Raw genomic sequence first — 22,433 nt, 5'->3', positions numbered from 1 at the left:
TCTCTGGTCTTATCTCAAGAGTTTAGAGAAACTAAGACTCAGAGACATTCCAAAACTAAAACAACAAGTACAAGGAGAAACCAATCATGGAAGAATTTTTGATCAATTACGTCAACGGAACCCCAGGAAATGACCTCTTATTAGGCAGTACAGGTAATGATGCTATTGATGGGGATGCTGGCAATGATATTTTAGTTGCTGGTTTGGGTGATGATGCTCTTAACGGCGGCGATGGCAATGATGCTCTCTTTGGCGGTGCTGGCACTGATGTTCTCAATGGCGGTCCCGGTGAGGACACAATGTTCGGAGAGGAGGGACTTGATGCCATGTTTGGCGGTGATGGTAACGATGCCATGTTTGGCGGAGCCGGTCAGGATGCCATGTTTGGCGAAGATGGTAACGATGCCATGTTTGGTGGGAGTGGGATTAACTCCATGGATGGAGGTAATGGTAACGATGCACTCTTTGGCGGTCAAGACAACGATATTCTCAATGGAGGTGCTGGAGACGATGGCTTGTTTGGGAATAAAGGCGATGACGTTCTCTTCGGCGAACTGAACAACGATGTCATATTCGGCGGTGAGGGAAACGATCGTCTCAATGGAGGAGATAACAACGATGCGATGTATGGCGAAGCAGGAAACGACATCCTCATTGGTGGCAATCACAATGATATTCTGATCGGTGGAACAGGAGATGACATTTTGATTGGTGGTAATGGCACAGACGTTCTTACTGGTGGTAGTGGTGCTGATTTGTTTGGACTTTCTTCCGCAGGAGGAACTAAAATTACCGACTTTGTAGTCGCTGACGATACCCTCTTCGTTTCTGCTGCCGATCTCGGCGGTGGAATCTCCCCAGAAAATGTGGTGGCTGTCGCTCAGTTTGTCATTGGTACAACAGCTACTAATGCTAACGAACGCTTTATTTACGACAATACTAATGGGTCTCTTTACTTTGATGCTGATGGCATTGGTGCGACTCAGCAAATTCAGATAGCAAGTCTAGCCTCTGGTCTCACCTTGACTAACAATGACATCTTTGTTGTTGCCTAAAATAATCTTAACAGCAATAAGTTGTCGATTATTGCTGTTATTTTAGTACAATTCAAAACCACAAAGGAAATGGCAATGAAAATTTTCAGTCCGCGTGTGCATGGGTATCTAGACTATTTCGTAGTTATTGCTTTTTTGTTCGCCCCCATGCTTTTCAATTTTTCTGGCATACCAGCGAAGATGTCTTATGCAATTGCTGGCGTTCACCTATTGGTGACAATAAGCACGGATTTCCCCCTGGGATTAATCAAAGTAATTTCTTTCAAGTTACACAGCACCATTGAATTTATCGTGCCGTTCATTCTGATAGTCCTACCGTGGTTGCTTGGTTTTGCCTCTATTTCTTCAGCTCGTAATTTTTACTTGGCTGCTGGAATAACCATTTTTATAGTCTGGCTAATAACCGATTATAAAATTGCTAGATAGAACAAACTCGAAATACTCTAAGTCTTGATTAACCCCATCTCTCTCTCAAAGGAGTTTAAAATGTCCCGAACACAATCAAAATCTCTCGAATATGATGTAGTCATTATGGGTGCTGGTTTTGCTGGACTATGTCAAGCGCGACACCTGATGCTCAAGATTCCCAATATCAAAGTTGCTCTAGTGGATCCTCGTCCCGAACAACGCACAGATAAGGACTTAAAAATTGGCGAGTCCACCATTGAAATTGCCGCTCTTTTTCTCGCTAAAGAATTGGGACTACATGATTACCTAATTGAAAATCATGCTCCCAAACAAGGGCTTAACTTTCACTGGCCCAAAAATCCAGCAAAAACTGAAACAATCGACGACTACTATCATGCTGGCTCGAACCGACAAGTTCCCATTCCCTCTTTTCAAATCAACCGCTCCAAGTTTGAACAAGACTTGCTAAAAATGGATAAAGCCATGGGAATCAACTTCTATAACGGGCAAGTTGTTGATGTTGATTTAACTCCTGGCGATGCCATTAAAACAGTTAAAATCAAGGTAGGCGATGAAAGAATGGAACTGCAAGCCAAACACGTTATCGATGCAGCAGGACGCAAATTCATCATCGGACGCAAGACTGACAACCTCCTATTTGGTCCAGAAAACTTAATGGGATTAAACACGGGCTCTGCCTGGGTGCGAGTCAAAAATGTAGATCGTACCATCTTTCACAGTGGCTACGATCCTCTTAATGCCTCAACCAGCCATTATTACTCGACTAATCACTATTTTGGCGAAGGACATTGGCTGTGGATGATTCCGATTGACACCCAAACAATGGAATTATCTATTGGCGTGATTCATCACCATGATGTGATTAATTCTACTCAGGTAAACAGCCGGGAAAAATTCCATGATTTCCTGCGAAATAACCACCAAATTCTTGCCAATATTATTGACAGTGGAGAAGCAGTAGATTTCCACTATTGGCCGAGGATTTCTCACACAAGCAAAACCCTATTTTCTCCCGATAATTGGTATGTACTTGGCGACGCTGCTTACATCTTCGATGCTTTCTATTCCTACGGAACCACCACGATTGCTTTAGCCATTGAAGGGATAACGGAGATTGTGCGGGCCAAACTGGCAGGGGAAGAATCGGCGGAACAAAAACGGGCTGCTTACAATGAGTTTAACTTAGCCTACTCCCGTAGTGTCAACTGTCTCTATCGGGGACACGCCAAACAGTTAGGACAAGCCAGTGTGATGAGTTGGCGCATTTACTTTGAGTATATGTGGTGGTTTGGGGTGCAAGTTCCTATGTATGTAGGTAAATGGCATTTGGACCTCACCTATATTCCCATCTTTCTCAAAACTCTAAACAGCAATATTGATGGACTGTTTGCTGATTTAAATGAACAATTTACCGAACTAGCAGACAAGGATGTCAATATTGGCTTGATGGATTGTTACCGGGGCGATCAACTTTTCAAGGGTTATCACACTCTCAAACACTTTGATGACTTCCTAGAAAATACCAAGTTTGAACCGCGGCGGTGTAATGTCTTTGCTGGTTTAAAAGCTACCTGTTTTTATGCCGCCCTCTGGTATGCACTCTTTCAATGGAAAGGATTTGGTATTCAAGGTTGTCTCAATCCCCGCCATATTTACCATTTCTTGCGCCTATTAGGGTTATCAGGACAAGCAACTATCGGCGAGTTAATTTATAAGTTTAAAACCAAAGGACTGCCCGCCAACAGCGAAATTGAAGCGATGCGTCAAGAGTTTAAAACTTATCAATATCAACCAAAACTCCAGCCTTGGCTGGCAGAAGCTACCAATTCTTAAGGATTTTGACTTGCATCAAATTCAACGCTCTTCTCTCAATCATCTGTGAGTGTCAATTACCTCATCAACTATCAAGGAGTTAACCATGAATTATACCATTACTCAATCCCGAGAATACGATGTTGTCATTATGGGAGCAGGCTTTGCTGGACTGTGCCAAGCACGACATCTCATGCTCAACATCCCTAATATTCGGGTGGCACTAATCGATCCCCGTCCCGTTGAACGTACAGACAAAGATTTAAAAATCGGTGAGTCTTTAATCGAAGTTGCCGCTTTATTTCTCTGCAAAGAGTTGGGACTACATGATTATTTAATCGAAAACCACCCCCCCAAATCTGGTCTCAATTTCCACTGGCCAAAAGATCCAGCAAAAACAGAAACCCTTGATGATTATTATCATGTCTGGGCAAACCGTCAAACTCCAGTGGGGTCTTTTCACCTACAACGGGCTAAATTTGAGCAAGATTTACTGGTGATGAATTGTCAGATGGGAGCCGATTTTTACGAGGGACGGGTCAAAGATGTCGCTCTTACTTCAGGGGATGAGCTAAAAACAGTTTATTCCAAAGTTGGCGAGGAAAATATTACCCTTCAAGCCAAGCACGTCATCGATGCCGCAGGCAAGAATTTTATTATTGGACGCAAAACTGATAATGTGCTTTCTGATCCAGAGAATCTCCTGGGACTCAATAATGGTTCAGCGTGGCTGCGGGTGAAAAATATCGACCGCACGATTTTCCACAGTGGCTATCATCCCGAAGGCGCATCTACCAGCCATTATTATGCCACCAATCACTATTTTGGCCAGGGTCACTGGTTGTGGATGATTCCGATTGATAAGCACTCGATGGAACTATCTATTGGCATTATTCACCATCACGATGTTATTCCCGCCCAGAGCATAAATAACCTGGAGAAGTTTTCCAATTTTCTCAAGAGCAATCATACTATTCTCTCTCGATTGATTGAAAGTGGGGAAGTAGTTGATTTTCATTACTGGCCGAAAATTGCCCACAAAAGCAAAGTTCTTTTTTCTCCTGATAACTGGTACGTTATTGGGGATGCTGCCCATATTTTTGATGCTTTTTATTCCTATGGAACGACCATGATCGCTTTTGAGGTAGAAAGTGTTACAGAAATTATCCGTGCTAAATTGGCTGAGGAAGCAGCAGCAGAACAAAAACGATCCGCTTACAATGATTTCAACCTAGCTTATGCTCGTACTGTCAACTGTCTCTACCGAGATCATGCCTATCAACTCGGTCATGCTAGTGTTATGAGTTGGCGGATTTATTTCGAGTATATGTGGTGGTTTGGTGTCCATGTTCCCACCTATATTGGTAAATGGCATCTGGACTTAAATTTTATCCCCCGCTACGTGACAATTGCCGATGGCAATGTTAATGGAATTTTCGCTGATTTATGTCGGGAATTTCATCAATTAGTGTCACAGGGTGCTAATATTGGTTTAATGGATGCCTATCGGGCCGATCAATTGCTGGGTGGTTATGGAACCTTAAAACACTTCGACGATTTCTTAGAAAATACCAAGTTCGAGCCTCGGCGCTGTAATGTTTTTGCCAGCATGAAAGCCGCTTACTTCTACATTGCTATTTGGTATGCTCTCTTTCAATGGAAAGCTTTTGGCATCGCTGGTTGGTTAAATCCGAAACATTGGTATTACTTTGGTCGGATGTTGAAGCTATCGATTCAAGCCACAATCGCCGAAGTAATTTATAAGCGCAAAACCCGAGGAATAGCTGATAACAGCCAAATTGAGAAGATGCGTGAGGAATTCAAAAACTATCACTATCAACCGCAGAAGAAATCGCCTTCTGTTGTTCAAAACGTGGTCGGTGAAAGAGTAACAATTGAGTCTTTTCCTGCTTAGTAGGAGCGAATAGCTGTCACTGGTGTCAACTTAAGCAAAGCCAAACTATAATCTGTCATGGCGAGACGGCATTTTTGTCAATCCCCCCCTCGCTATGACATTCAAAAAATCATCATTTTTACTTAATTTGAGACTAATGATCGCTGTTCACCCGTAAAATTCCTGCTCTTAGTTGAGGTAATTATCATGGAATTAGCCACCTTTGTCTCATCCCAATTCATCTTAGAGCCTAATGAATTGCGCCGGGGAATTAACCGCATTGGCTTGAATCTTTCCGAATCAGAATTCAATGCACTCGTGCAGGGGAACTCAGTTGACTTGGAAGGTAGAGGACTGAGTGAAATTGGCTCAATATTTATCATGGCAGCCGCTGTTGCTCCACTTAATTTAGGTAAGCCGAGAACGCTGCTTAAGTTTTCTGATTTACCGACTCTTGTTGAGCCAAACATTCCGCCTGAAAATGCTAGTTGTCCTGGAATTCCGATTTACTGTTGGCTCTCTGACTTAGACAAAAAACGTTGTGTTTATCTCACCTTAACCGATAGTAAACCAGTTCTCCAGATCGGGTCTTAGCAGAGAATTTTATCAGTTAACTAATGAATCATAGGGAAAAAAGATGAAATTTTGGCTACTCGGCGGAATACTTATTACTTTGGTGGCACTACTGGTACTTTTAGGACTGGTTTACCAGCAAGTTGCCACAATTAAAGACCTAAGTAAGTATCCACCACCTGGTCAATTGATAGATGTAGGGGGTTATCGCTTGCATCTCCACTGTAAAAGTCAAGGTAGTCCCACTGTGGTGATGGATTATGGACTAGGGGGAATATCTCCCCTCTGGCATTGGGTTCAATCGGAAGTGGCAAAGTTCACCTCTGTCTGTGTTTACGACCGCGCTGGCTACGGCTGGAGTGAACCCAGTCCCCATCCTCGCACCAGCCTGATTATGGTTCAAGAACTACACACTCTACTAACAAAAGGGGGAATAGCCGGGCCTTATTTACTGGTGGGTCATTCCTTGGGAGGGTTGAATATGCGCCTGTTTGCCAGCCAGTATCCTTCAGAAGTAGTGGGAGTGGTTTTAGTGGATGCGGTACCGGCAAATGTCTATAGCCGTCTGGGGAATGAATTTAGGAAAAATATGGCAGCAACGCGGCAAATGTTTCGCAGTTTATCCATCATTTCTCGCCTGGGAATCTTGCGCCTCCTGCTTCAACTCAAAGGCAGTGATGTCGCTCCCGAATTTGTCCAAAAATTGCCCCCGTCTGTACAATCTGTTGTTTTAGCAAAGTTCCTACCCCAAAGCTTTAATACTGCCTTAGCCGAAAGCGCATTAATGAAAAAAGATGCTGCATTGGTCAGTAAAACTTCCTTTCCCTCTCACTTACCCTTAGTCGTAATTTCTCACGGACTGAATATGTTTTCCGGGCAAAATGTAGAAGTGTCTGAGTCTATCTGGCGGCAATTACAGGCAGAAACCTCCCAGCTTTCGACTTCGGGAAGCTTACAAATCGCTCACAGCAGTGGTCATAATATTCATATTGATCAACCTGAATTAGTTGTTGATGCAATCAGGAAAATCTTACAACAGACTAACCTCAAGGAGAAGACAAATGAAAAACTCTAAAATTAAAATACTGCCCCTTGTTCCAAGCATTATAAGCTTAACAGTTTCCCTATTGCCAGGAGCAATCACTCCCGCCAATGCATCTTCTTTAAACTGTGGTTCAGGGAACAATTGGATTTCTAATTGCTCGAGCCAGATCTATAATTTTTTCAACACAGTTATCGTTAGTGCTAACTTTGGCTTTAGTCCAAATAATTTACCAGATTTTACCGCAATTCTTCAGGGAAACACCCAGATTTTATTAGGAAATCCCGTTGATGCCATTATTGGCGATCCTTTACTGGGTAATGTAGGCAGTGTTGATGGTATTGCCGACGTAGTTCAACTGGAAGTCTTCCACAATATATCTTCAGGTACTACTCCTTTTGTCCCCCTGATTACTGCCTTAGCTGGGGATGGAGTGCCGGATTTAGCTCCGACTCCTTCAGGGTCAACTTTACCCTATGTTTCCCTTTATTCTGCAGTAGCTATCAGCTGATAGATTTATCTATAACCGAGCTAACGCCACTTTATTCTTTGATGTCGATGGTGTAGGCGGAATCGCTCAAATTCAGATTGCTAAACTATCATCTGGACTTGATTTGACTAACAATAACATTTTTGTTAGTAATAACTTCGCAGTCTAAGCAGCGGCGTTCAACTTTTTATTTAAAGGCAAAAGTTTATGTTCAATTATCGCGGCAAAACAGCATTAATCACGGGAGCATCATCTGGGATTGGCGAGATATTCGCCCGCGAGCTTGCTAAACGTGGCATGAATCTCATTTTAGTAGCACGAACCGAAGAAAAACTACGCACAATAGCAACCGATCTTTATCAAGTTTACGGTGTCCGCACTGAAGTAATTGTTGTCGATCTCAGTCGTGAAAATGCTGCTCAGGACGTTTTCAGCGCTGTCGAGGAAAAGGCACTTACTGTAGATTTACTTGTTAATAATGCCGGGTTTCTTAACTATGCGCCCTTCGAGCAAATTCCCCTTGAGCAAGATCACGCACAGGTGATGGTTAACGTAGTGGCTTTAGTTGATTTAACCCATAAATTTATCCCAGGAATGCTGGCTAAAGGGGAAGGAGCGGTAATCAATTTATCCTCTAGTGGAGCCTTTCAGCCCATGCCTTACATGGCCGTTTATGGAGCGAGTAAGGCGTTCGTCCTCTCCTTGAGTGAAGCGCTTTGGGCTGAGTATCGCCATCGAGGACTAAGGGTTTTAGCACTCTGTCCTGGACCGACAGCAACACGATCTTTAGTTAAGATCTTTGATGATGAGAGTGCCACCTCTCCTCAGCGGGTGGTAGCAGTTGCTCTCAAAGCTCTTGAAGACGGGCGCAATTATGTCATTCCCGGACTAAAAAATTACTGGCTTGCTCACAGCGTTCCTCGCTTAATGCCACGCAGTATAACCGTGCAAATCTTGGAACGAATAACTCGACCGAGAAGAAAAGACCTCAATGAAACCAGATAATTAAAGAGAGTAAAGCTTCTTATGAAATCTCCACTTTTTGTCAAACCAACTAATTGGCTACTTATTACCTGTCTCACCACCGGGACTATGGCAAGTGGCGCTGTAGCGACTTATTCAATTTGGCGCTATCAATCTTTAAAAACAACATCCCCGGCTGTCGCTTCCACTACTCCGAGAAAGCTGAAAGCCGTGGCGGCTTTAGGCTATGTAGAACCGGCGGGAGAAACAATCAAGATTTCTGCTCCTGCTTTTATGGAAGGGTCTCGCATTAATCAACTGTTGGTAAAACGGGGGGACCAGGTTGAAGCTGGACAAGTTTTGGCTATCCTCGACAGTCGGGATAGACTGCAAGCAGCACTAAAACAAGCACAGGACGAAGTTCGCATCTCTCAATCCCTTTTAGCTCAGGTAAAAGCTGGCGCAAAACAGGGGGATATTATTGCCCAAAATGCCAGATTTGAAGGGACTCGCTCCGAATTAGAAGGGCAAATTATCACCCAAAAAGCTACTATTGCCAGTTTAACGGCTCAATTACAAGGGGAAAAAATGGCTCAGTATGCCACTATTGAGCGCATTAAAGCTGAGTTTCACAATGCTCAAAAAGATTGTCAGCGTTACCATACTCTATACCAAGAAGGTGCGGTCTCAGAGCAAGAACGCGATCGCTTCTGTCTGATGGCTCAAACTAGCCAAGAAAGTCTGCGAGAAGCCAACGCTAATTTAAGTCGAATTGTCACCACTCTAACCGCAAGAATTGATGAAGCTGAAGCTAATCTTCAGCGCACGGTAGCAACTCTAGATCAGAAAATCAAAGAAAATCAAGCGACCTTAGATGCGGTTGCGGAAGTCCGTCCCGTAGATGTTGAAGTTGCTCAATCCCAATTAATCGCCGCTAAAAGTGCTGTCCAAAAAGCAAAAGCTGATTTAGATTTAGCTTTTGTCAAAGCTCCCAAAGCGGGGCAAATTCTCAAAATTTATACTTGGCCTGGTGAATTAATTGGTGATAAAGGCATCCTCGATCTCGGTCAAACCAGTCAAATGTATGTCACTAGCGAAGTTTACGAAACCGATGTGAGTCGGGTTAAACTAGGACAACGGGCAAAAATTACCACCGATGGATTGATTGGGGAACTAAGGGGAACCGTCGCTGAAATTGGCTTACAAATTGGCAAAAAAGATGTCTTGGGTACCGATCCAGTTGCTGATGCAGATGCGCGAGTGGTGGAAGTCAAAATTCGTCTCGATCCATCTTCTAGTAAGAAAGTGGCTAACTTGACTAATTTACAAGTCAATGTGGTGATCGATACGAACAAAACTAATCTTTAAAAGAGCTATCGAAAAATTATAACCCAATCACAGCCTGCTTTTAGGTTGTGCGCTAACTAAATAGTTCTATATATGAAATGAATACCTATTTAGTTAAATTTCTTATCTAGAAAGACTTTTAGCCTTGAGATAATGTTAGGTCAAAGTCTTAAATAAGGAGTAGTATTTGTCAACAAGTCAGCCGCGAGCAATCTAGAATCTTTAGGAGGAGCAAAAGATGAAAATATTCCACGGGAAGTTACCGACAGCTTGGTTGCAATTACGCTACCAAAAAACCAGGTTACTGGTGGCTCTATCGGGGGTTATTTTTGCGGTTGTAATTGTCTTTATGCAATTGGGGATTCGGGATGCTTTGTTTGATAGTGCTGTTCGGCTTCACCAAGCTCTACAAGGGGACTGTTTTTTAATTAGTCCTCGTACCACTTCACTGATTGGCATGGAAAGTTTTCCTCAACGGCGATTACTCCAAACCTTGGCTTTTGAAGAAGTAGATTTTGTCAGCCCGATTTATTTAGATTTTGCTCAGTGGAAAAACCCTGAAACTCGTAATTATTGGCGTAATATATTCGTGATTGGATTTGATCTTAAACATTTGGCATTTGATTTACCCGGTCTCGCAGAAAATATGGATCTATTAAAACTTCCCGATCAAGTTTTATTTGATCAAGATTCTCGCTCTGAATTTGGTCCTATTGTTGCTGATTTTGAAAAAAAGGGATCGGTTATTACTGAGGTTAGCAATAAGGGTAACAACCGCAAAATAGAAGTCGCTGGCTTATTTAAACTGGGAACTTCTTTTGGTTCAGATGGTAATTTAATCATGAGCCATTTGAATTTTTTAAGAATTTTTAGCAACCGTTCTTATGGATTAATTAATATTGGCTTAATTCGTCTAAAACCAGGAACTAATATCAATAAATTTATCGAAGATATTCAAGCATATTTACCTAATGATATTAAAGTTTTATCAAAGCAACAGTTGATTCAATTTGAGAAGAATTATTGGCAAAGTAGTACGGCGATTGGTTTCATTTTTAATTTAGGTGTTATCCTGGGAATTATTGTTGGAATTGTCGTTGTCTATCAAATTCTCTATACAAATGTTTCGGAACATCTTTCAGAATACGCCACCCTAAAAGCGATGGGCTATCGTCATAGCTATCTCTTATCAATGGTTTTACAACAGGCTTTTTTAATTGCTGTTCTCGGATATATTCCAGGTTTTTTGATCGCTAATATTCAATATGAGTTGACTAAAAATGCCACCTTATTACCTGTCAATATGTCGCTTGATCGAGCGGTTTTTGTCTTTATCTTAACCTTAGTCATGGCCTTCGTTTCAGGAGCCACTGCTGTTAAAAAATTGCAAGATGCCGATCCAGCCGATATTTTTTAGAAAAAAGAAACAAATATCTATACCTCATCTCAAGGAAAGAGGCTGTCTATGGACGTTATTGATATTCAAAACCTCAATCACTATTTCGGTCAAGGAACGCTGAAAAAACAAGTTCTTTTTCAGATCAACTTAAAAATCACAGAGGGAGAGATCGTTATTTTAACTGGCCCCTCTGGTTCCGGAAAAACAACCTTACTATCCTTAATCGGTGGCCTACGCTCTGTTCAAGAAGGAAGCTTACAGCATTTTGAAAAAGAATTACGGGGGGCTAGTGAAGAACAATTAGTCCAAACCCGCCGTCAAATTGGTTATATTTTTCAAGCCCATAATTTGTTACCCTTTCTGACCGCAAGACAGAATGTACAAATGTCGATCGAGCTTCAGGAACATCTCGGCGGACGGGAAACAGAAGAACGCGCTGCTTTGATATTAGAAAAAGTCGGCTTAGGACATCGGATCGACTATTATCCAGATAGCTTATCCGGGGGACAAAAGCAAAGGGTAGCGATCGCGCGAGCTTTGGCCGGTAATCCCCCATTAGTTTTAGCCGATGAACCAACAGCCGCCCTCGATAGTAAAACGGGACGAGACGTGGTAAATTTGATGCAACGTTTAGCCAAAGAACAGCGCCGTACTATTGTACTCGTTACCCACGATAATCGGATTTTAGATATTGCTGATCGCATTGTTCACATGGAAGATGGACGCTTGTGCAGTTGCTAATAGCCATCTAGAGAAAACTCAGAAAAGGCACTCCTCAGCTTTTCGGCTAAGACTGGGATACCTCCACCGATAGATTCTGACACCAAATCTGTTTTTAATTGAGGAAACAACTTTTTTGTCTTAGCCTTAGTGGGAAGCTATTATATTTTCATGCTTGGCGGTGCCAACTTTGGCATCGAGAAGATTTCCTGAATCCTGAAAATGCAATCCCTAGACTTTACCACCCTCAGTGCCACTTGTGCCGAAATTGCCGCCCCTTGGCTGCCAGCCAGACTAGAACAAGTGTATCAAATTGATCGCCAAACCATCGCCCTCCATTTACGAACCTTCGATCGCAAGGGATGGTTAATTATTTCTTGGCATCCCCAAGGGGCGCGGCTGCATATTGGTGATCCACCGCCGAAAGTCCCTGATACCTTCACTTTCAGCGATCAATTGCGTCATCAACTCAATGGTTTTGCCCTGACAAAATTAGCATTTGTTGCCCCGTGGGAAAGAGTCATTGATCTGCAATTTGCCAAACGTCCCGATGATCCGGCGCTGTGGCATTTGTATATAGAAATTATGGGCAAATATAGCAATGTCATTTTAACTGCGGCTGACAATCAAATTGTCACCGTTGCCCATCAAGTCAATGCCACCCAGTCTAGTGTTCGCACCGTACAAACGGGACAAACCTATCAACTACCCCCCGTTTTATTGGCAACAGACCCCAGTTTAGAAGAATCCTTGAGCAGTTGGCAAGCGAAAGTTAGTTTAATCCCTAAAACTATCGAAAAACAGCTAGTTAGTACCTATCGTGGGGTTAGTCCCGTTATCGCTCGATCACTGTTACAAAAAGCCAAAATTAACCCAAAATTAAACACGGATCAGTTAGATAATAATGATTGGGAAAAGCTCTTTTCAGCTTGGCAAGAATGGTTAAAAATCCTTGAAAATAAAACCTTTCAACCGGGATGGACAAGCGAAGGTTATACAGTTATCGGTGGGGAGATGCTGGCAGCGGCTAAAAATGTCCAAGAATTATTAAACCGTTATTATAGCGACCAAATTAATCAAGAAAACTTTCGACAACTACAGCAAAAATTAAACCAAAAAATCACCTCTTTACTGACTAAACTGCAAACTAAAGCGGCAGGATTTCAAACAAGACTAGCAGAATCTGCTCATGCTGATCGCTATAAAGAGCAAGGGGATTTATTAATGGCAAATTTACAGCAAATACAGCAGGGAATGACTAGCATTACTTTGGCGGATTTCCAAATAGGAAAACCTGTCATTATTCCTCTCGATCCCGAAAGAAATCCCGTGCAGAATGCCCAATATTTGTATAAACAACATCAGAAATTAAAAAGGGCCCGGTTAGCGGTGGAACCTTTATTAGAGGAAGTGGTCAGTGAAATTAATTATCTCGAACAGGTGCGATCGAGTTTAAGTCAACTAGAAAATTATAGCAGCAGCGAAGATTTAGAGGCATTAGACGAGATACAAGAAGAATTAATTCAACAGAAGTATCTAGAAAGCAATTACCAGCGTAATCGGGCGAATAACAAAGAATCCGAACCCATGCGCTTTACTACTCCCTCTGGAGTCGAATTATGGATTGGCAGAAATAACCGTCAAAATGATCGGCTAACTTTTCGTAGTGCCAGCGATTACGATATCTGGTTTCATAGCCAAGAAATCCCTGGTAGTCACGTTTTACTCCGTTTAACCCCCGGTACAGTTCCAGAAGCCGCCGATCTGCAATTTGCCGCTGATTACGCCGCTTATTATAGCCGCGCGCGCCATAGTGAACAGGTTCCCGTTGTCTATACCCGTCCCAAATACGTCTATAAACCCAAGGGCGCAAAGCCCGGTATGGTGGTTTACAAACAGGAAACAGTAATCTGGGGCTGTCCTCAGAGGGTTGAGGATTACCGCAAAAAATAATTTTTTACCAAATCGTTTACTTTTTTTTACACAAAATGGGTATTGTCTGTTACAATTTTTACTAGAGAGATAAATGCAGTTCAGGCGCTTGGGAACGCAAGAACTATATTTCCTCAGATTACAACAACAAACAACAGCAAACCAGTGGTAGCAGCCGATAGTCGAGGGAAAGACACAAAAAACCGACTATTTAGGTGATATTAAAGCGACCACTGGTATTTTATCTTAACCTAACCGGTTCTGTAACTCCGTGATCGTCCCCGTCTCACATTTTGTAGTGGTGCAAAATTAATTTCCATTCAGCCAGAAGTATAACCTAAATTAGGGCTTGCTGAATAATGGTAAAACCCTTTTTAATCTTTCAATAGGATTAGTTTGATCGAACATTTGGGTACAAACCCTTCCTTTAGTGTAGGGTCGGGCAGCTTTAAATAAATATGTATTGTCAACTTAAGGAATTTTGTATTAAGATGTTGATACTCGGTCAAGCATTGTCAAAATGTTTGTACTAAAATACAAAGTTAAGCCAAAACCTAATCAGATAGAAGCCATTAACGAAGCAATACGGACAACCCAATTTGTTCGGAATAAAGTCCTGCGTTATTGGATGGATAATCCTGGTGTTGGCAAAACAGAGTTATTTCGGTACAACACAGCATTAAGAAAAGAGTTTAAATTTGTTGATGATTTAAACTCCCATGCTTGCCAGACTGCTGTAGAAAGAACCTTGCGGGCAATTACTCGTTTTTACGATAATTGCCAAAATAAAGTTAAAGTAAAGAAAGGCTACCCTAAGTTTAAAAAACATTCCCATTCCGTAACGGGCAGAAACTGCTGAACAACGAGGGCAAATGCTAGAGGCGAAATTGCGAGCCTTGCAGGTAGAATTAGATTAAATTAACCTAGTTTCTGGAGCGGACAAGATAACTTTTTTCGTCAAGCACAAAGACACAAAGTTATACTACAGCGTTTCTCTCACCATTAAGATAAATGCTATAATGTATTCGCCAACTCTAAGTGGTCGAACAAAATTAAAGTTAACCGTGAGGCAAGGGAATAACCCAGAGGCAATAGTCAAGGCTCTCAGCTTTATTAATGCTTCTTAATACAAACGTATTTGTTGAGAGGGTTTCCGAGCAAATATGAACTGTAAACTGATTAGGCATCGTCCCTGATTCCTGATCCTGACTGGGGATAACTGCCAGGGGTTCTACTACTTAGAAAAAATTACCAAGTTTGTGTTGATCACTCAAGGAGAAATTTTTATGGAAATATCTCGTCCTAATCAAGCAGAATTAACCACAGAAGAACAACAGGAACTAGAAAAGTTGCGCGCTATTATCGAACAGGCTAGTGTTGATGGCGTGATCACTCAAGGGGAAAGGGAAAGAATTGCTCTAGCTATGAGGTCTGATGGTAAAGTGACCCTACAAGAATTAGAGTTAGTCAGAACTTTAATTACCGAAAAAGTGAGCAAAGGGGAATTAGTTCTTGATTATCTTTAAACTCTGAAAAATCACATAAAAAAAGACGGGGTGAAAACCCCGTCCTATTTGTTAAGAATTATGACAAATCCTTGACTTGTGATACTAATTGTGATACCACATCTTGAGCGCTACCAAAGAGCATAAAAGTTTTAGGATTGTAGAATAATTCATTTTCTACCCCAGCAAAACCCGATCGCATACTGCGCTTAATCACGATCGTGTGCTGTGCCTTATCCACGTCCAGAATCGGCATTCCATAAATCGGACTAGCTTTATCATGACGGGCAGCGGGATTAACCACATCATTCGCCCCAATAATTAACGCCACATCGACGCGCTCAAACTCAGGATTAATATCATCCATATCGTAGAGCTGCGGATAGGGAACATTAGCTTCGGCCAGTAGTACATTCATGTGTCCTGGCATTCTTCCCGCCACGGGGTGAATAGCATATTTAACCTCAACGCCATTTTTTTCCAACTGTTCAGCCAATTCTCGCACTGCGTGTTGTGCTTGGGCCACTGCCATGCCGTAACCTGGTACAATCACCACAGAACGCGCATAACCGAGCATCATAGCCCCTTCTTCTGAATCAATAGCATGAACCGATTTATCGAGGCTAGAAGTGGCGCTCGCTTCGCCTCCGGCACTAGCACCTGTACCAAATGCCCCAAATAGTACACTAGCCAGCGATCGATTCATGGCTTTACACATGATCTGAGTTAGGATAATCCCCGACGCACCCACCAAAGCACCGGCGATGATCAACATACTATTCATCAGGATAAAACCGACTACGCTGGCGGCAAGTCCCGAAAAAGAGTTTAAGAGGGAGATAACCACGGGCATATCGCCGCCGCCGATGGGAAGCACGAATAAAGCCCCGAAAATTAGGGAAAGTCCCACCAAAGTCAGGAAAACATCGATCGAGGTGGGATTAAAAAAGAGATAGACACTACCCCCTAAAAAGGTGAGTAGTAAGAGAATGTTAAAGGGTTGCTGGAAAGGAAAAGTTACGGGTGCACCACTGATTAATTCCTGTAATTTGGCAAAAGCGAGGACACTACCGGTAAAAGTGACACCACCGATCAATATACCCAAAATAGCGATCAGTATCGAGTCAAAGGCAATATTTTCACCACTTTGCAGTAAACGCCAGTATTCGCCCATGGCAATTAAAGCACTGGCAGCACCGCCTAAACCGTTAAAAATCGCCACCATTTGGGGCATAGCTGTCATCGGGACTTTTTGCGCCGAAACTAGGCCGATAATTGAACCAATCACCAACGCTACGGCGATTAAACCATAGCTGAGGATTTCTTGATTGATTAAGGTGGCAATAACGGCGATTAGCATCCCGATGGCAGCCAGAAAATTGCCTTGACGGGCGGTAGCGGGGGAAGATAATTGTTTAAGACCGATGATAAATAAAATGGCGGCGAGTAGATAGGATAACTCGATCCCTGTGATCAGGGCATTATTCATGATTTAGCCTCTTTTTTCTTGAACATTTGCAGCATTCGATCGGTAACGACAAAACCACCGACCACGTTAACCATCGCCAAAATAACGGCAATTAACCCTAAAATTACGGTTAATTCGTGCCAATCCGTGCCTCCGGCGATGAGGAGCGCACCGACAACGGCGATACCTGAAATTGCATTGGCTCCCGACATCAGGGGTGTATGGAGAGTGGGAGGAACTTTATTGATCACCTCGAAACCGACAAAGGAAGCGAGGACAAATACCACTAAAGCGGTTAAAAGTTGGGCAGTCATTGGTTAAGTAAAAAGGGGATAGGGTTTGGGGATTGGGGTGTGGGGTGTGGGGTGTGGGGTGTGGGGTGTGGGGAGAACAAAGCTGCGCCTTCTGCCTTTTGCCTTTTGCCTTTTGCCTTTTGCCTCCTGAATCCTGATAGCTAAAAAGCGGATAACTGTTCACTGAGGGCGGATTTAATGCGTTGGTTGCGGATTTCGCCAGCGTGGGTGACACAGGCACTATCAATGATGTCATCGGCAAAATCGAGGTTTAAACTGCCCTCTTTGCTGACTAGAAGCTGTAGCAGCATTTGCAGGTTTTTGGCGTACATCTGGCTGGCATTGGTGGCCACTGTGGCAGGAAGATTAACGGCTCCGACGATTTTTACCCCATTAACGATGATTTCTCGTCCCGGTTGGGTGTAGGCGCAATTTCCGCCCTGTTCCGCCGCTAAATCAACGATTACCGACCCCGGTTTCATGGTGGCGATCATTTCTTTGGTGACTAGCAGCGGGGCCTGTTTCCCCGGTACTTGGGCTGTGGTGATCACCACATCAGCCCGCTTAATTGGTTCCGTTAGGGCTTGACAAATGCGCTCCTGTGTGCTAAGAGAAACCTCTTTGGCGTAACCGTTATCGGCGACGGTATCTTCTTCTAGGGGCATTTCAATAAATTTCGCCCCGACACTCTGCACTTCTTCTTTGACTTGGGGACGAATATCAAAAGCCTCCACCACTGCCCCCAAACGGCGGGCGGTGGCGCAAGCTTGCAATCCGGCAACTCCTGCCCCCAATACCAGCACTTTGGCTGGGGCGATCGTACCGGCGGCGGTAGTCATCATCGGGAACATTTTCGGCAGCTGCACGGCGGCGAGGAGTACCGCTTTGTAACCGGCGAGGTTAGCCTGAGAGGAGAGGGCATCCATGCTCTGGGCGCGACTACTGCGGGGAATTAATTCCATGCTCAAAGCGGTGATTCCGCGATCGGCTAATTTGGCAATGCGCCGGGGTTGCCGCAGGGGATCGAGAAAGCCGATGAGGATACCACCATTTTTCAGGCGATCGATCTCGCTATCGCTAGGAGGGACGACTTTGAGAATAATATCGGCAGTTTCATAGATATATTCGCCGTTTTCGCTCAGGGCGGCTCCCACGGCACTATAGGCACTATCGGCAAAGTTGGCACTAATTCCCGCCCCATTTTGGACAATTACCTCAAATCCCGCCTTGACTAAACGGGCGACGGTATCCGGCACTAGCGCCACCCGCGCCTCGCCTTGGTCACTTTCTTTGATTACGCCGATTTTCATGGCTGGGTTTCTCCTTAATAAGTCCTTCTCTTGTCTTATGCTGTTGGGGTAAGGGTTTCGTTAAATGCGATCGATCCCTTGGGATAATTTCGAGTCAAAATTGCTTTTCACTTCCATCCTAGCTATCCTCACCTTTCTGGCTCTTTTTCGGGCTGAATCTTAGGATTATCTTCAGAATTAAAGGGTTTTGAGCGGCATTGTTTGGGATTTTTTTCTAATGATGAGGTACAAAGTTTTCGTTCTGGGAAACGCCAAAACGGTTAACATTAGCTAGTCTTCGGTCTTAGATACCAGATTAGGCTATACTTCATATTGATGAGAAGGGCTGCAATACGTCTCGACAATCTCAAAGTTTTACAGTTCTTTTAACTTTGATCGCAATTCCTCTATTTCTGCATCTACTGCTGAATCCTTGAGGGTGGGTGGATGGGCAGTTTTACCCAGTAACATTCGTGCTTTTAGCAGTGCTAATTCATCATCCACATCGCTACTCGCTTCTAGTGAATCGATGTCAACCAATTCACCGTCAGCTTGACTACTGGCTTCTGACTGCATAAATTTTGCTTCCATGCGCTCAAAAGCTGAAGGGTAAATAGTATCTATACTGCCGATACTTTTTTCGTTAATCTTTCTTTCTAAAATTGGCAATTTTTCTTTCAGTTTATCAACTTGGATATTCAGTTTTTCCAGTTGATTTTTAATAATATTTGCGGTATTAATGTGATGTTTTTTCTTTATATTAGCTTCTCGTGCCAGAGACTCATCACCTTTATCTAGAGCGAGTTTAACTCTTTCTTCCCATTTTAAAACTTCAGCTTGTGCTTGGTTGTACTGTTGTTCGGCTCTTTTTTGTAAGGCAATTACTTCGATCCGACACTCCGCACTTCAAAATGTAGTATAAAGTAGCATAAACTCATTCAAGAAAAAATAAGTAAAAATACTCAGAGAATTAGTCCCAAAAAAGTGAGACAATCAAAAAGCTCAAAAATCTATTAAAGGTACAAAAATTGTCTCCTATCTCAGAGGTAAAAATTAAAAACCTAGATCACTTAGGAATAGTAGCCGGGCTAATTGACGAAATAGGAATAGTTGAAATAATCAACTCTAAATTAGGAATCGACCCCCGAGAAAAAATTTCAGCAGGAACAGTGGTCAAAGCTATTCTAATCAATGGATTAGGATTTGTTTCAAGACCTTTATACTTATTTAGTCAATTTTTTGAAGATAAAGGAATCGAAGAATTATTGGGAGAAGAAATAAAAACCGATTATATCAATGATGATAAAATTGGGAGAGTCATGGATGAATTATACAAACATGGACTGAATGATATCTTTATAGAAGTTGTCTTATCGGTCATCAAAAAATTTAAAATAGAGACAAAATATTCTCATCTAGATGCCACATCATTTCATCTAGATGGAGAATATAAAAGTGAAGAAAAAAAAGAGAAAGAAGAAGAGCTGCTCAAAGAAAGACCAATAATTATTACCAAAGGATATTCTCGTGACCATCGACCAGATTTGAAACAATGCGTCTTAGACTTAATAACAACCGAGGATGGAGACGTACCATTATTTGTGAGAGTCGGAGATGGAAATGAAGCGGACAAAGCTGTCTTTGGCAAAATCTTAGTAGAATTTAAAAAACAAATAAAATTTGACAGTATTATGGTCTGTGACAGTGCCTTATATAGTCAAGAGAATCTTCAACTAATTCAACATCTAAAATGGATAAGTAGAGTTCCCATGACGATAAAAAGAGCCAAAGAATTAGTCCAAAATTCAGAAATGGAAGAAATAGAGGCCAAGGAAAGAGAAAAAAGGGCAGAGCTAAATTTAGAAGGATATACCTGGAAAGAAGAAAAAGTGACTTATGGGGGAATCCAACAAATCTGGCTAATAGTAACCAGTGAAAAAAGACAAATAAGTGACTTAAAAAAACTAGAAAATAACCTGAAAAAAGAAAAAGACAAAGGGGAGAGAATTCTCAAGAGCTTGCAGAAAGAAGAGTTTGAAAATCCCCAACAAGCCCGATATAAATTAAGAGCAATTAATCAAAAATTAAACCTCGTTAAAATCCTAGAAATTGACCTAATTGCCAGTCAATCAAAAGACCATAAAACGATTTATAAAATTAGCGGCGTAGGGCAAGAAAAAACTGAAGAGATAGTCAGAAGAAGAAAGGAAGCAGGCAGATTTATTTTAGCAACTAACTTAGTTGATGAAGAAGACAAATTAGACTCAGCCGAAATGGTGACAACTTATAACTGGACTTCCCCGTTGACAAAAGGCCATAACCTATGCTGTAGGAGGGATTAAGAGAATTTCCGCCGCCCCGTTACTGGGTACAAATCAGGGAAACTCCCAATAAATCTAACGCTTTTTGTTGCAGTTGGGTCGGTCGAGTTATCTTAGAAAAACGATAACTTCCCTCCCTAATCGTACATTCCACTGTATTCAAGCAAATTGTCCCCAGGTCTTCCAACAAAGTCCGAAAGCTATGCACAGGGAGGTTCTCTTGATTCCGTTTTTTTCTCTCTTTAGACTGAGCGGATTCACTGCGACTCGCTTTAATCACATTCAGAGAACCATCATCAATTTCTTCATCCTCAAATAACAAAGGAGCCAAGCACTGTTTTAAATGCCATTCCACATAATAAGCCAACATACATAAAAAGATATGAGCTTTGACTCTATCACCCTTATAATGATATATAGGACGTACCTTTAAATCAATTGACTTATAACAGCGAAATGCCTCCTCCACTTGAGACAAACTTTTATAAGCTTTAACCGTCGTCGCTGCATCCATCAAAGTTGACTCCAGAGAAGTTCTTAACACATACACACCATCCAAAGCCGTTTCTTGAGCGATTAATTCCAGCTTACGCTGATAAGAAAAGCCTTCTTCTGTTATCTCTAAGTTATAGTATTTATTGACCTTAAACTGATTAAGAACCTTGCCCACTCTCAAAGCTATCTTATCTTGACCCTTTAAAGCTCTTTTCTCCCTTTGAGTCGCCTGAACAATCAAATCTAGTTCCTTCTCTACCGCTTCTAATAATGCCTCTCTTTGTAGTTGATTTTTCTGGGCGATTAAGGGATTCCGACAAGCAATTAATCTTTCATCGGGATAATCTTCACTCTCAAATTCCACCAAGTTTACCTGATCAAATAATCCTAATTGAATCACTTCTACCTCAGCCAGTTTCCGAATTTGAGGCTTAGTTAAACCAGTAATATAGTCTAATCCTTCTATGGGTTTTACTAATTCGTTGATTTTCGAGTTGGTTAAAATTCCTCTATCGCTTACCCAGACAACATTCTCAATCCCCCAACCCTTTCTGACTTTCTCAATTTGTCCGCTTAAAGTAGCACCGTCTGAAGTGTTTCCTTCAAATACTTCTACCGCTATCGGACAACCCTTGGCTGAACAGAGCAGACCAAAAACTATCTGAGTTTTCCCTTTCTTTTTATCTCGGTTATAACCATATTTTCCCAGTTCACAACCATTTCCTTCTAGGTAGGTAGAAGTGACATCATACAAGACTAATGTTCCTGATTCTAAGTGTTTAATTGCTAGGTGCTTCTCAATTTTCTCTTGTTTTTCTAATAACCAATCTAAGGCGTTATATAATTCGTCTTCATCGGCTTTCTCTAAGTCTAACAATTGTCCTAAACTCTGACTACAAGTCTCGCTATTAAACCCTCTCGCTGTGGCTAGTTTCGATTTAGGATTGATGATTCTTGCCACAATCATCGCCACCACTAAGTTTCTGATTCGTGAGGATTTTTCACTGATTATTTTATCTAAACCTAATTTTTTAATCGTCTCTAAAATAGCCATTACATGACCATGAGGAAGACTTCTAATCACTTCAAAATGATTGGGAATGCCTTCAGTCATGGACAGTGTTGCGCCTTTAAGAGCCAGTTTCAGATTGTCGATAATATCATCGGGTAATTTTGAGAGATTGGCCAGGGTTCTTTTTTTGACTTGATCTCCTTCTCGGTAGGACTCCCGAAGAAGAACGGCGGGGGGGGAATTACGGTTAGGAACTTTTTCTATATACATGGCTATCATTCTAGCAAATAGAGAGAATTCTTGTCCATTAAGAAATGTTACAAATTACATGGGTACATTAAGAAAAGTTAAGGGGCGTATCCATTGATGGATAAGGGTTTTCGGCTATTATAGT

Annotated in this window: 18 protein-coding genes and 2 pseudogenes; 15 read left to right on the top strand and 5 right to left on the bottom strand. The window is 42.1% G+C overall.

What is annotated here, in order from left to right; translation table 11 throughout:
- Nucleotides 1-86: 86 nt before the first annotated feature.
- The 14 genes and pseudogenes from ACQY1Y_RS11545 to ACQY1Y_RS11480 all read left to right on the top strand — a co-directional run bounded on the left by ACQY1Y_RS11545 (nt 87) and on the right by ACQY1Y_RS11480 (nt 15,182).
- Nucleotides 87-1,055: a calcium-binding protein gene (locus tag ACQY1Y_RS11545; RefSeq protein ID WP_430014614.1), complete on the top strand. Its 969-nt coding sequence runs from the start codon at nt 87-89 to the stop codon at nt 1,053-1,055.
- A gap of 69 nt (nt 1,056-1,124) precedes the next feature.
- A complete protein-coding gene (locus ACQY1Y_RS11540) occupies nt 1,125-1,481 on the top strand; it encodes a hypothetical protein (RefSeq protein WP_430014613.1) in 357 nt (118 codons plus the stop codon).
- Between the two features lie 60 nt (nt 1,482-1,541).
- Nucleotides 1,542-3,317: an NAD(P)/FAD-dependent oxidoreductase gene (locus ACQY1Y_RS11535; RefSeq protein WP_430014612.1), complete on the top strand. Its 1,776-nt coding sequence runs from the start codon at nt 1,542-1,544 to the stop codon at nt 3,315-3,317.
- Between the two features lie 85 nt (nt 3,318-3,402).
- Complete coding sequence (locus tag ACQY1Y_RS11530) at nt 3,403-5,211, top strand: NAD(P)/FAD-dependent oxidoreductase (RefSeq protein ID WP_430014611.1); 1,809 nt, start codon at nt 3,403-3,405, stop codon at nt 5,209-5,211.
- Nucleotides 5,212-5,397: 186 nt separating this feature from the next.
- Complete coding sequence (locus ACQY1Y_RS11525; protein WP_002731634.1) at nt 5,398-5,784, top strand: hypothetical protein; 387 nt, start codon at nt 5,398-5,400, stop codon at nt 5,782-5,784.
- Between the two features lie 43 nt (nt 5,785-5,827).
- The gene (locus ACQY1Y_RS11520) at nt 5,828-6,838 is read left to right on the top strand and encodes an alpha/beta fold hydrolase (RefSeq protein WP_430014610.1); all 1,011 of its coding nucleotides are present in this window, start codon (nt 5,828-5,830) and stop codon (nt 6,836-6,838) included.
- The gene (locus tag ACQY1Y_RS11515; protein WP_430014609.1) at nt 6,825-7,316 is read left to right on the top strand and encodes a hypothetical protein; all 492 of its coding nucleotides are present in this window, start codon (nt 6,825-6,827) and stop codon (nt 7,314-7,316) included. The genes ACQY1Y_RS11520 and ACQY1Y_RS11515 overlap by 14 nt, the downstream gene beginning before the upstream one ends.
- A 186-nt stretch (nt 7,317-7,502) precedes the next feature.
- A complete protein-coding gene (locus tag ACQY1Y_RS11510; RefSeq protein ID WP_430014608.1) occupies nt 7,503-8,300 on the top strand; it encodes an SDR family NAD(P)-dependent oxidoreductase in 798 nt (265 codons plus the stop codon).
- 21 nt (nt 8,301-8,321) lie between these two features.
- The gene (locus ACQY1Y_RS11505) at nt 8,322-9,626 is read left to right on the top strand and encodes an ABC exporter membrane fusion protein (RefSeq protein ID WP_430014607.1); all 1,305 of its coding nucleotides are present in this window, start codon (nt 8,322-8,324) and stop codon (nt 9,624-9,626) included.
- 217 nt (nt 9,627-9,843) lie between these two features.
- Nucleotides 9,844-11,022 (top strand): ABC transporter permease DevC, encoded by a 1,179-nt coding sequence (gene devC / locus ACQY1Y_RS11500; protein ID WP_430014606.1) that lies wholly within the window; start codon nt 9,844-9,846, stop codon nt 11,020-11,022.
- Between the two features lie 48 nt (nt 11,023-11,070).
- The gene (locus ACQY1Y_RS11495; RefSeq protein WP_430014605.1) at nt 11,071-11,745 is read left to right on the top strand and encodes a DevA family ABC transporter ATP-binding protein; all 675 of its coding nucleotides are present in this window, start codon (nt 11,071-11,073) and stop codon (nt 11,743-11,745) included.
- A 201-nt stretch (nt 11,746-11,946) separates the two neighbouring features.
- Entirely contained in the window at nt 11,947-13,677 is a 1,731-nt protein-coding gene (locus ACQY1Y_RS11490) for an Rqc2 family fibronectin-binding protein (protein ID WP_430014604.1), read from the top strand.
- Between the two features lie 499 nt (nt 13,678-14,176).
- Nucleotides 14,177-14,497: pseudogene (locus ACQY1Y_RS11485) on the top strand (RNA-guided endonuclease TnpB family protein); the annotation flags it as partial.
- A gap of 445 nt (nt 14,498-14,942) precedes the next feature.
- Entirely contained in the window at nt 14,943-15,182 is a 240-nt protein-coding gene (locus ACQY1Y_RS11480) for a hypothetical protein (protein ID WP_002774884.1), read from the top strand.
- Between the two features lie 58 nt (nt 15,183-15,240).
- On the opposite strand, the gene ACQY1Y_RS11475 is transcribed toward ACQY1Y_RS11480, so the two are convergent.
- From ACQY1Y_RS11475 to ACQY1Y_RS11460, 4 genes are all read right to left on the bottom strand, one after another.
- The gene (locus ACQY1Y_RS11475) at nt 15,241-16,650 is read right to left on the bottom strand and encodes an NAD(P)(+) transhydrogenase (Re/Si-specific) subunit beta (RefSeq protein ID WP_430014603.1); all 1,410 of its coding nucleotides are present in this window, start codon (nt 16,648-16,650) and stop codon (nt 15,241-15,243) included.
- Nucleotides 16,647-16,943: an NAD(P) transhydrogenase subunit alpha gene (locus ACQY1Y_RS11470; RefSeq protein WP_002733247.1), complete on the bottom strand. Its 297-nt coding sequence runs from the start codon at nt 16,941-16,943 to the stop codon at nt 16,647-16,649. Before ACQY1Y_RS11470 ends, ACQY1Y_RS11475 begins: the two co-directional genes overlap by 4 nt.
- 140 nt (nt 16,944-17,083) lie before the next feature.
- Nucleotides 17,084-18,232 (bottom strand): Re/Si-specific NAD(P)(+) transhydrogenase subunit alpha, encoded by a 1,149-nt coding sequence (locus ACQY1Y_RS11465; protein ID WP_430014602.1) that lies wholly within the window; start codon nt 18,230-18,232, stop codon nt 17,084-17,086.
- Nucleotides 18,233-18,586: 354 nt separating this feature from the next.
- Nucleotides 18,587-19,093, bottom strand: a complete 507-nt coding sequence (locus tag ACQY1Y_RS11460; protein WP_430014670.1) for a PspA/IM30 family protein — start codon at nt 19,091-19,093, stop codon at nt 18,587-18,589.
- A 146-nt stretch (nt 19,094-19,239) separates the two neighbouring features.
- On the opposite strand from ACQY1Y_RS11460, the pseudogene ACQY1Y_RS11455 reads away from it, so the two are divergent.
- Nucleotides 19,240-20,499: pseudogene (locus ACQY1Y_RS11455) on the top strand (IS1634 family transposase); the annotation flags it as partial.
- A gap of 73 nt (nt 20,500-20,572) precedes the next feature.
- Here ACQY1Y_RS11455 and ACQY1Y_RS11450 read toward each other — a convergent pair.
- Nucleotides 20,573-22,309 (bottom strand): IS1634 family transposase, encoded by a 1,737-nt coding sequence (locus tag ACQY1Y_RS11450; protein WP_430014641.1) that lies wholly within the window; start codon nt 22,307-22,309, stop codon nt 20,573-20,575.
- Nucleotides 22,310-22,433: the final 124 nt, after the last annotated feature.

The organism is Microcystis ichthyoblabe FBCC-A1114, assembly GCF_050500245.1.
Classification (GTDB): domain Bacteria; phylum Cyanobacteriota; class Cyanobacteriia; order Cyanobacteriales; family Microcystaceae; genus Microcystis; species Microcystis ichthyoblabe_A.
The sequence above is the reverse complement of the archived record's forward strand: the minus strand, read 5'-3'. Positions and strand labels throughout refer to the sequence as shown.

Excerpts from the sequence above, each read along its gene's own strand:
- devC (WP_430014606.1), top strand. The coding sequence starts at position 9,844 with ATGAAAATATTCCACGGGAAGTTACCGACAGCTTGGTTGCAATTACGC.
- ACQY1Y_RS11490 (WP_430014604.1), top strand. The coding sequence starts at position 11,947 with ATGCAATCCCTAGACTTTACCACCCTCAGTGCCACTTGTGCCGAAATT.
- ACQY1Y_RS11465 (WP_430014602.1), bottom strand. The coding sequence starts at position 18,232 with ATGAAAATCGGCGTAATCAAAGAAAGTGACCAAGGCGAGGCGCGGGTG.
- ACQY1Y_RS11530 (WP_430014611.1), top strand. The coding sequence starts at position 3,403 with ATGAATTATACCATTACTCAATCCCGAGAATACGATGTTGTCATTATG.
- ACQY1Y_RS11540 (WP_430014613.1), top strand. The coding sequence starts at position 1,125 with ATGGCAATGAAAATTTTCAGTCCGCGTGTGCATGGGTATCTAGACTAT.
- ACQY1Y_RS11510 (WP_430014608.1), top strand. The coding sequence starts at position 7,503 with ATGTTCAATTATCGCGGCAAAACAGCATTAATCACGGGAGCATCATCT.
- ACQY1Y_RS11480 (WP_002774884.1), top strand. The coding sequence starts at position 14,943 with ATGGAAATATCTCGTCCTAATCAAGCAGAATTAACCACAGAAGAACAA.
- ACQY1Y_RS11545 (WP_430014614.1), top strand. The coding sequence starts at position 87 with ATGGAAGAATTTTTGATCAATTACGTCAACGGAACCCCAGGAAATGAC.
- ACQY1Y_RS11475 (WP_430014603.1), bottom strand. The coding sequence starts at position 16,650 with ATGAATAATGCCCTGATCACAGGGATCGAGTTATCCTATCTACTCGCC.
- ACQY1Y_RS11505 (WP_430014607.1), top strand. The coding sequence starts at position 8,322 with ATGAAATCTCCACTTTTTGTCAAACCAACTAATTGGCTACTTATTACC.
- ACQY1Y_RS11535 (WP_430014612.1), top strand. The coding sequence starts at position 1,542 with ATGTCCCGAACACAATCAAAATCTCTCGAATATGATGTAGTCATTATG.
- ACQY1Y_RS11450 (WP_430014641.1), bottom strand. The coding sequence starts at position 22,309 with ATGTATATAGAAAAAGTTCCTAACCGTAATTCCCCCCCCGCCGTTCTT.
- ACQY1Y_RS11495 (WP_430014605.1), top strand. The coding sequence starts at position 11,071 with ATGGACGTTATTGATATTCAAAACCTCAATCACTATTTCGGTCAAGGA.
- ACQY1Y_RS11520 (WP_430014610.1), top strand. The coding sequence starts at position 5,828 with ATGAAATTTTGGCTACTCGGCGGAATACTTATTACTTTGGTGGCACTA.
- ACQY1Y_RS11470 (WP_002733247.1), bottom strand. The coding sequence starts at position 16,943 with ATGACTGCCCAACTTTTAACCGCTTTAGTGGTATTTGTCCTCGCTTCC.
- ACQY1Y_RS11525 (WP_002731634.1), top strand. The coding sequence starts at position 5,398 with ATGGAATTAGCCACCTTTGTCTCATCCCAATTCATCTTAGAGCCTAAT.
- ACQY1Y_RS11515 (WP_430014609.1), top strand. The coding sequence starts at position 6,825 with ATGAAAAACTCTAAAATTAAAATACTGCCCCTTGTTCCAAGCATTATA.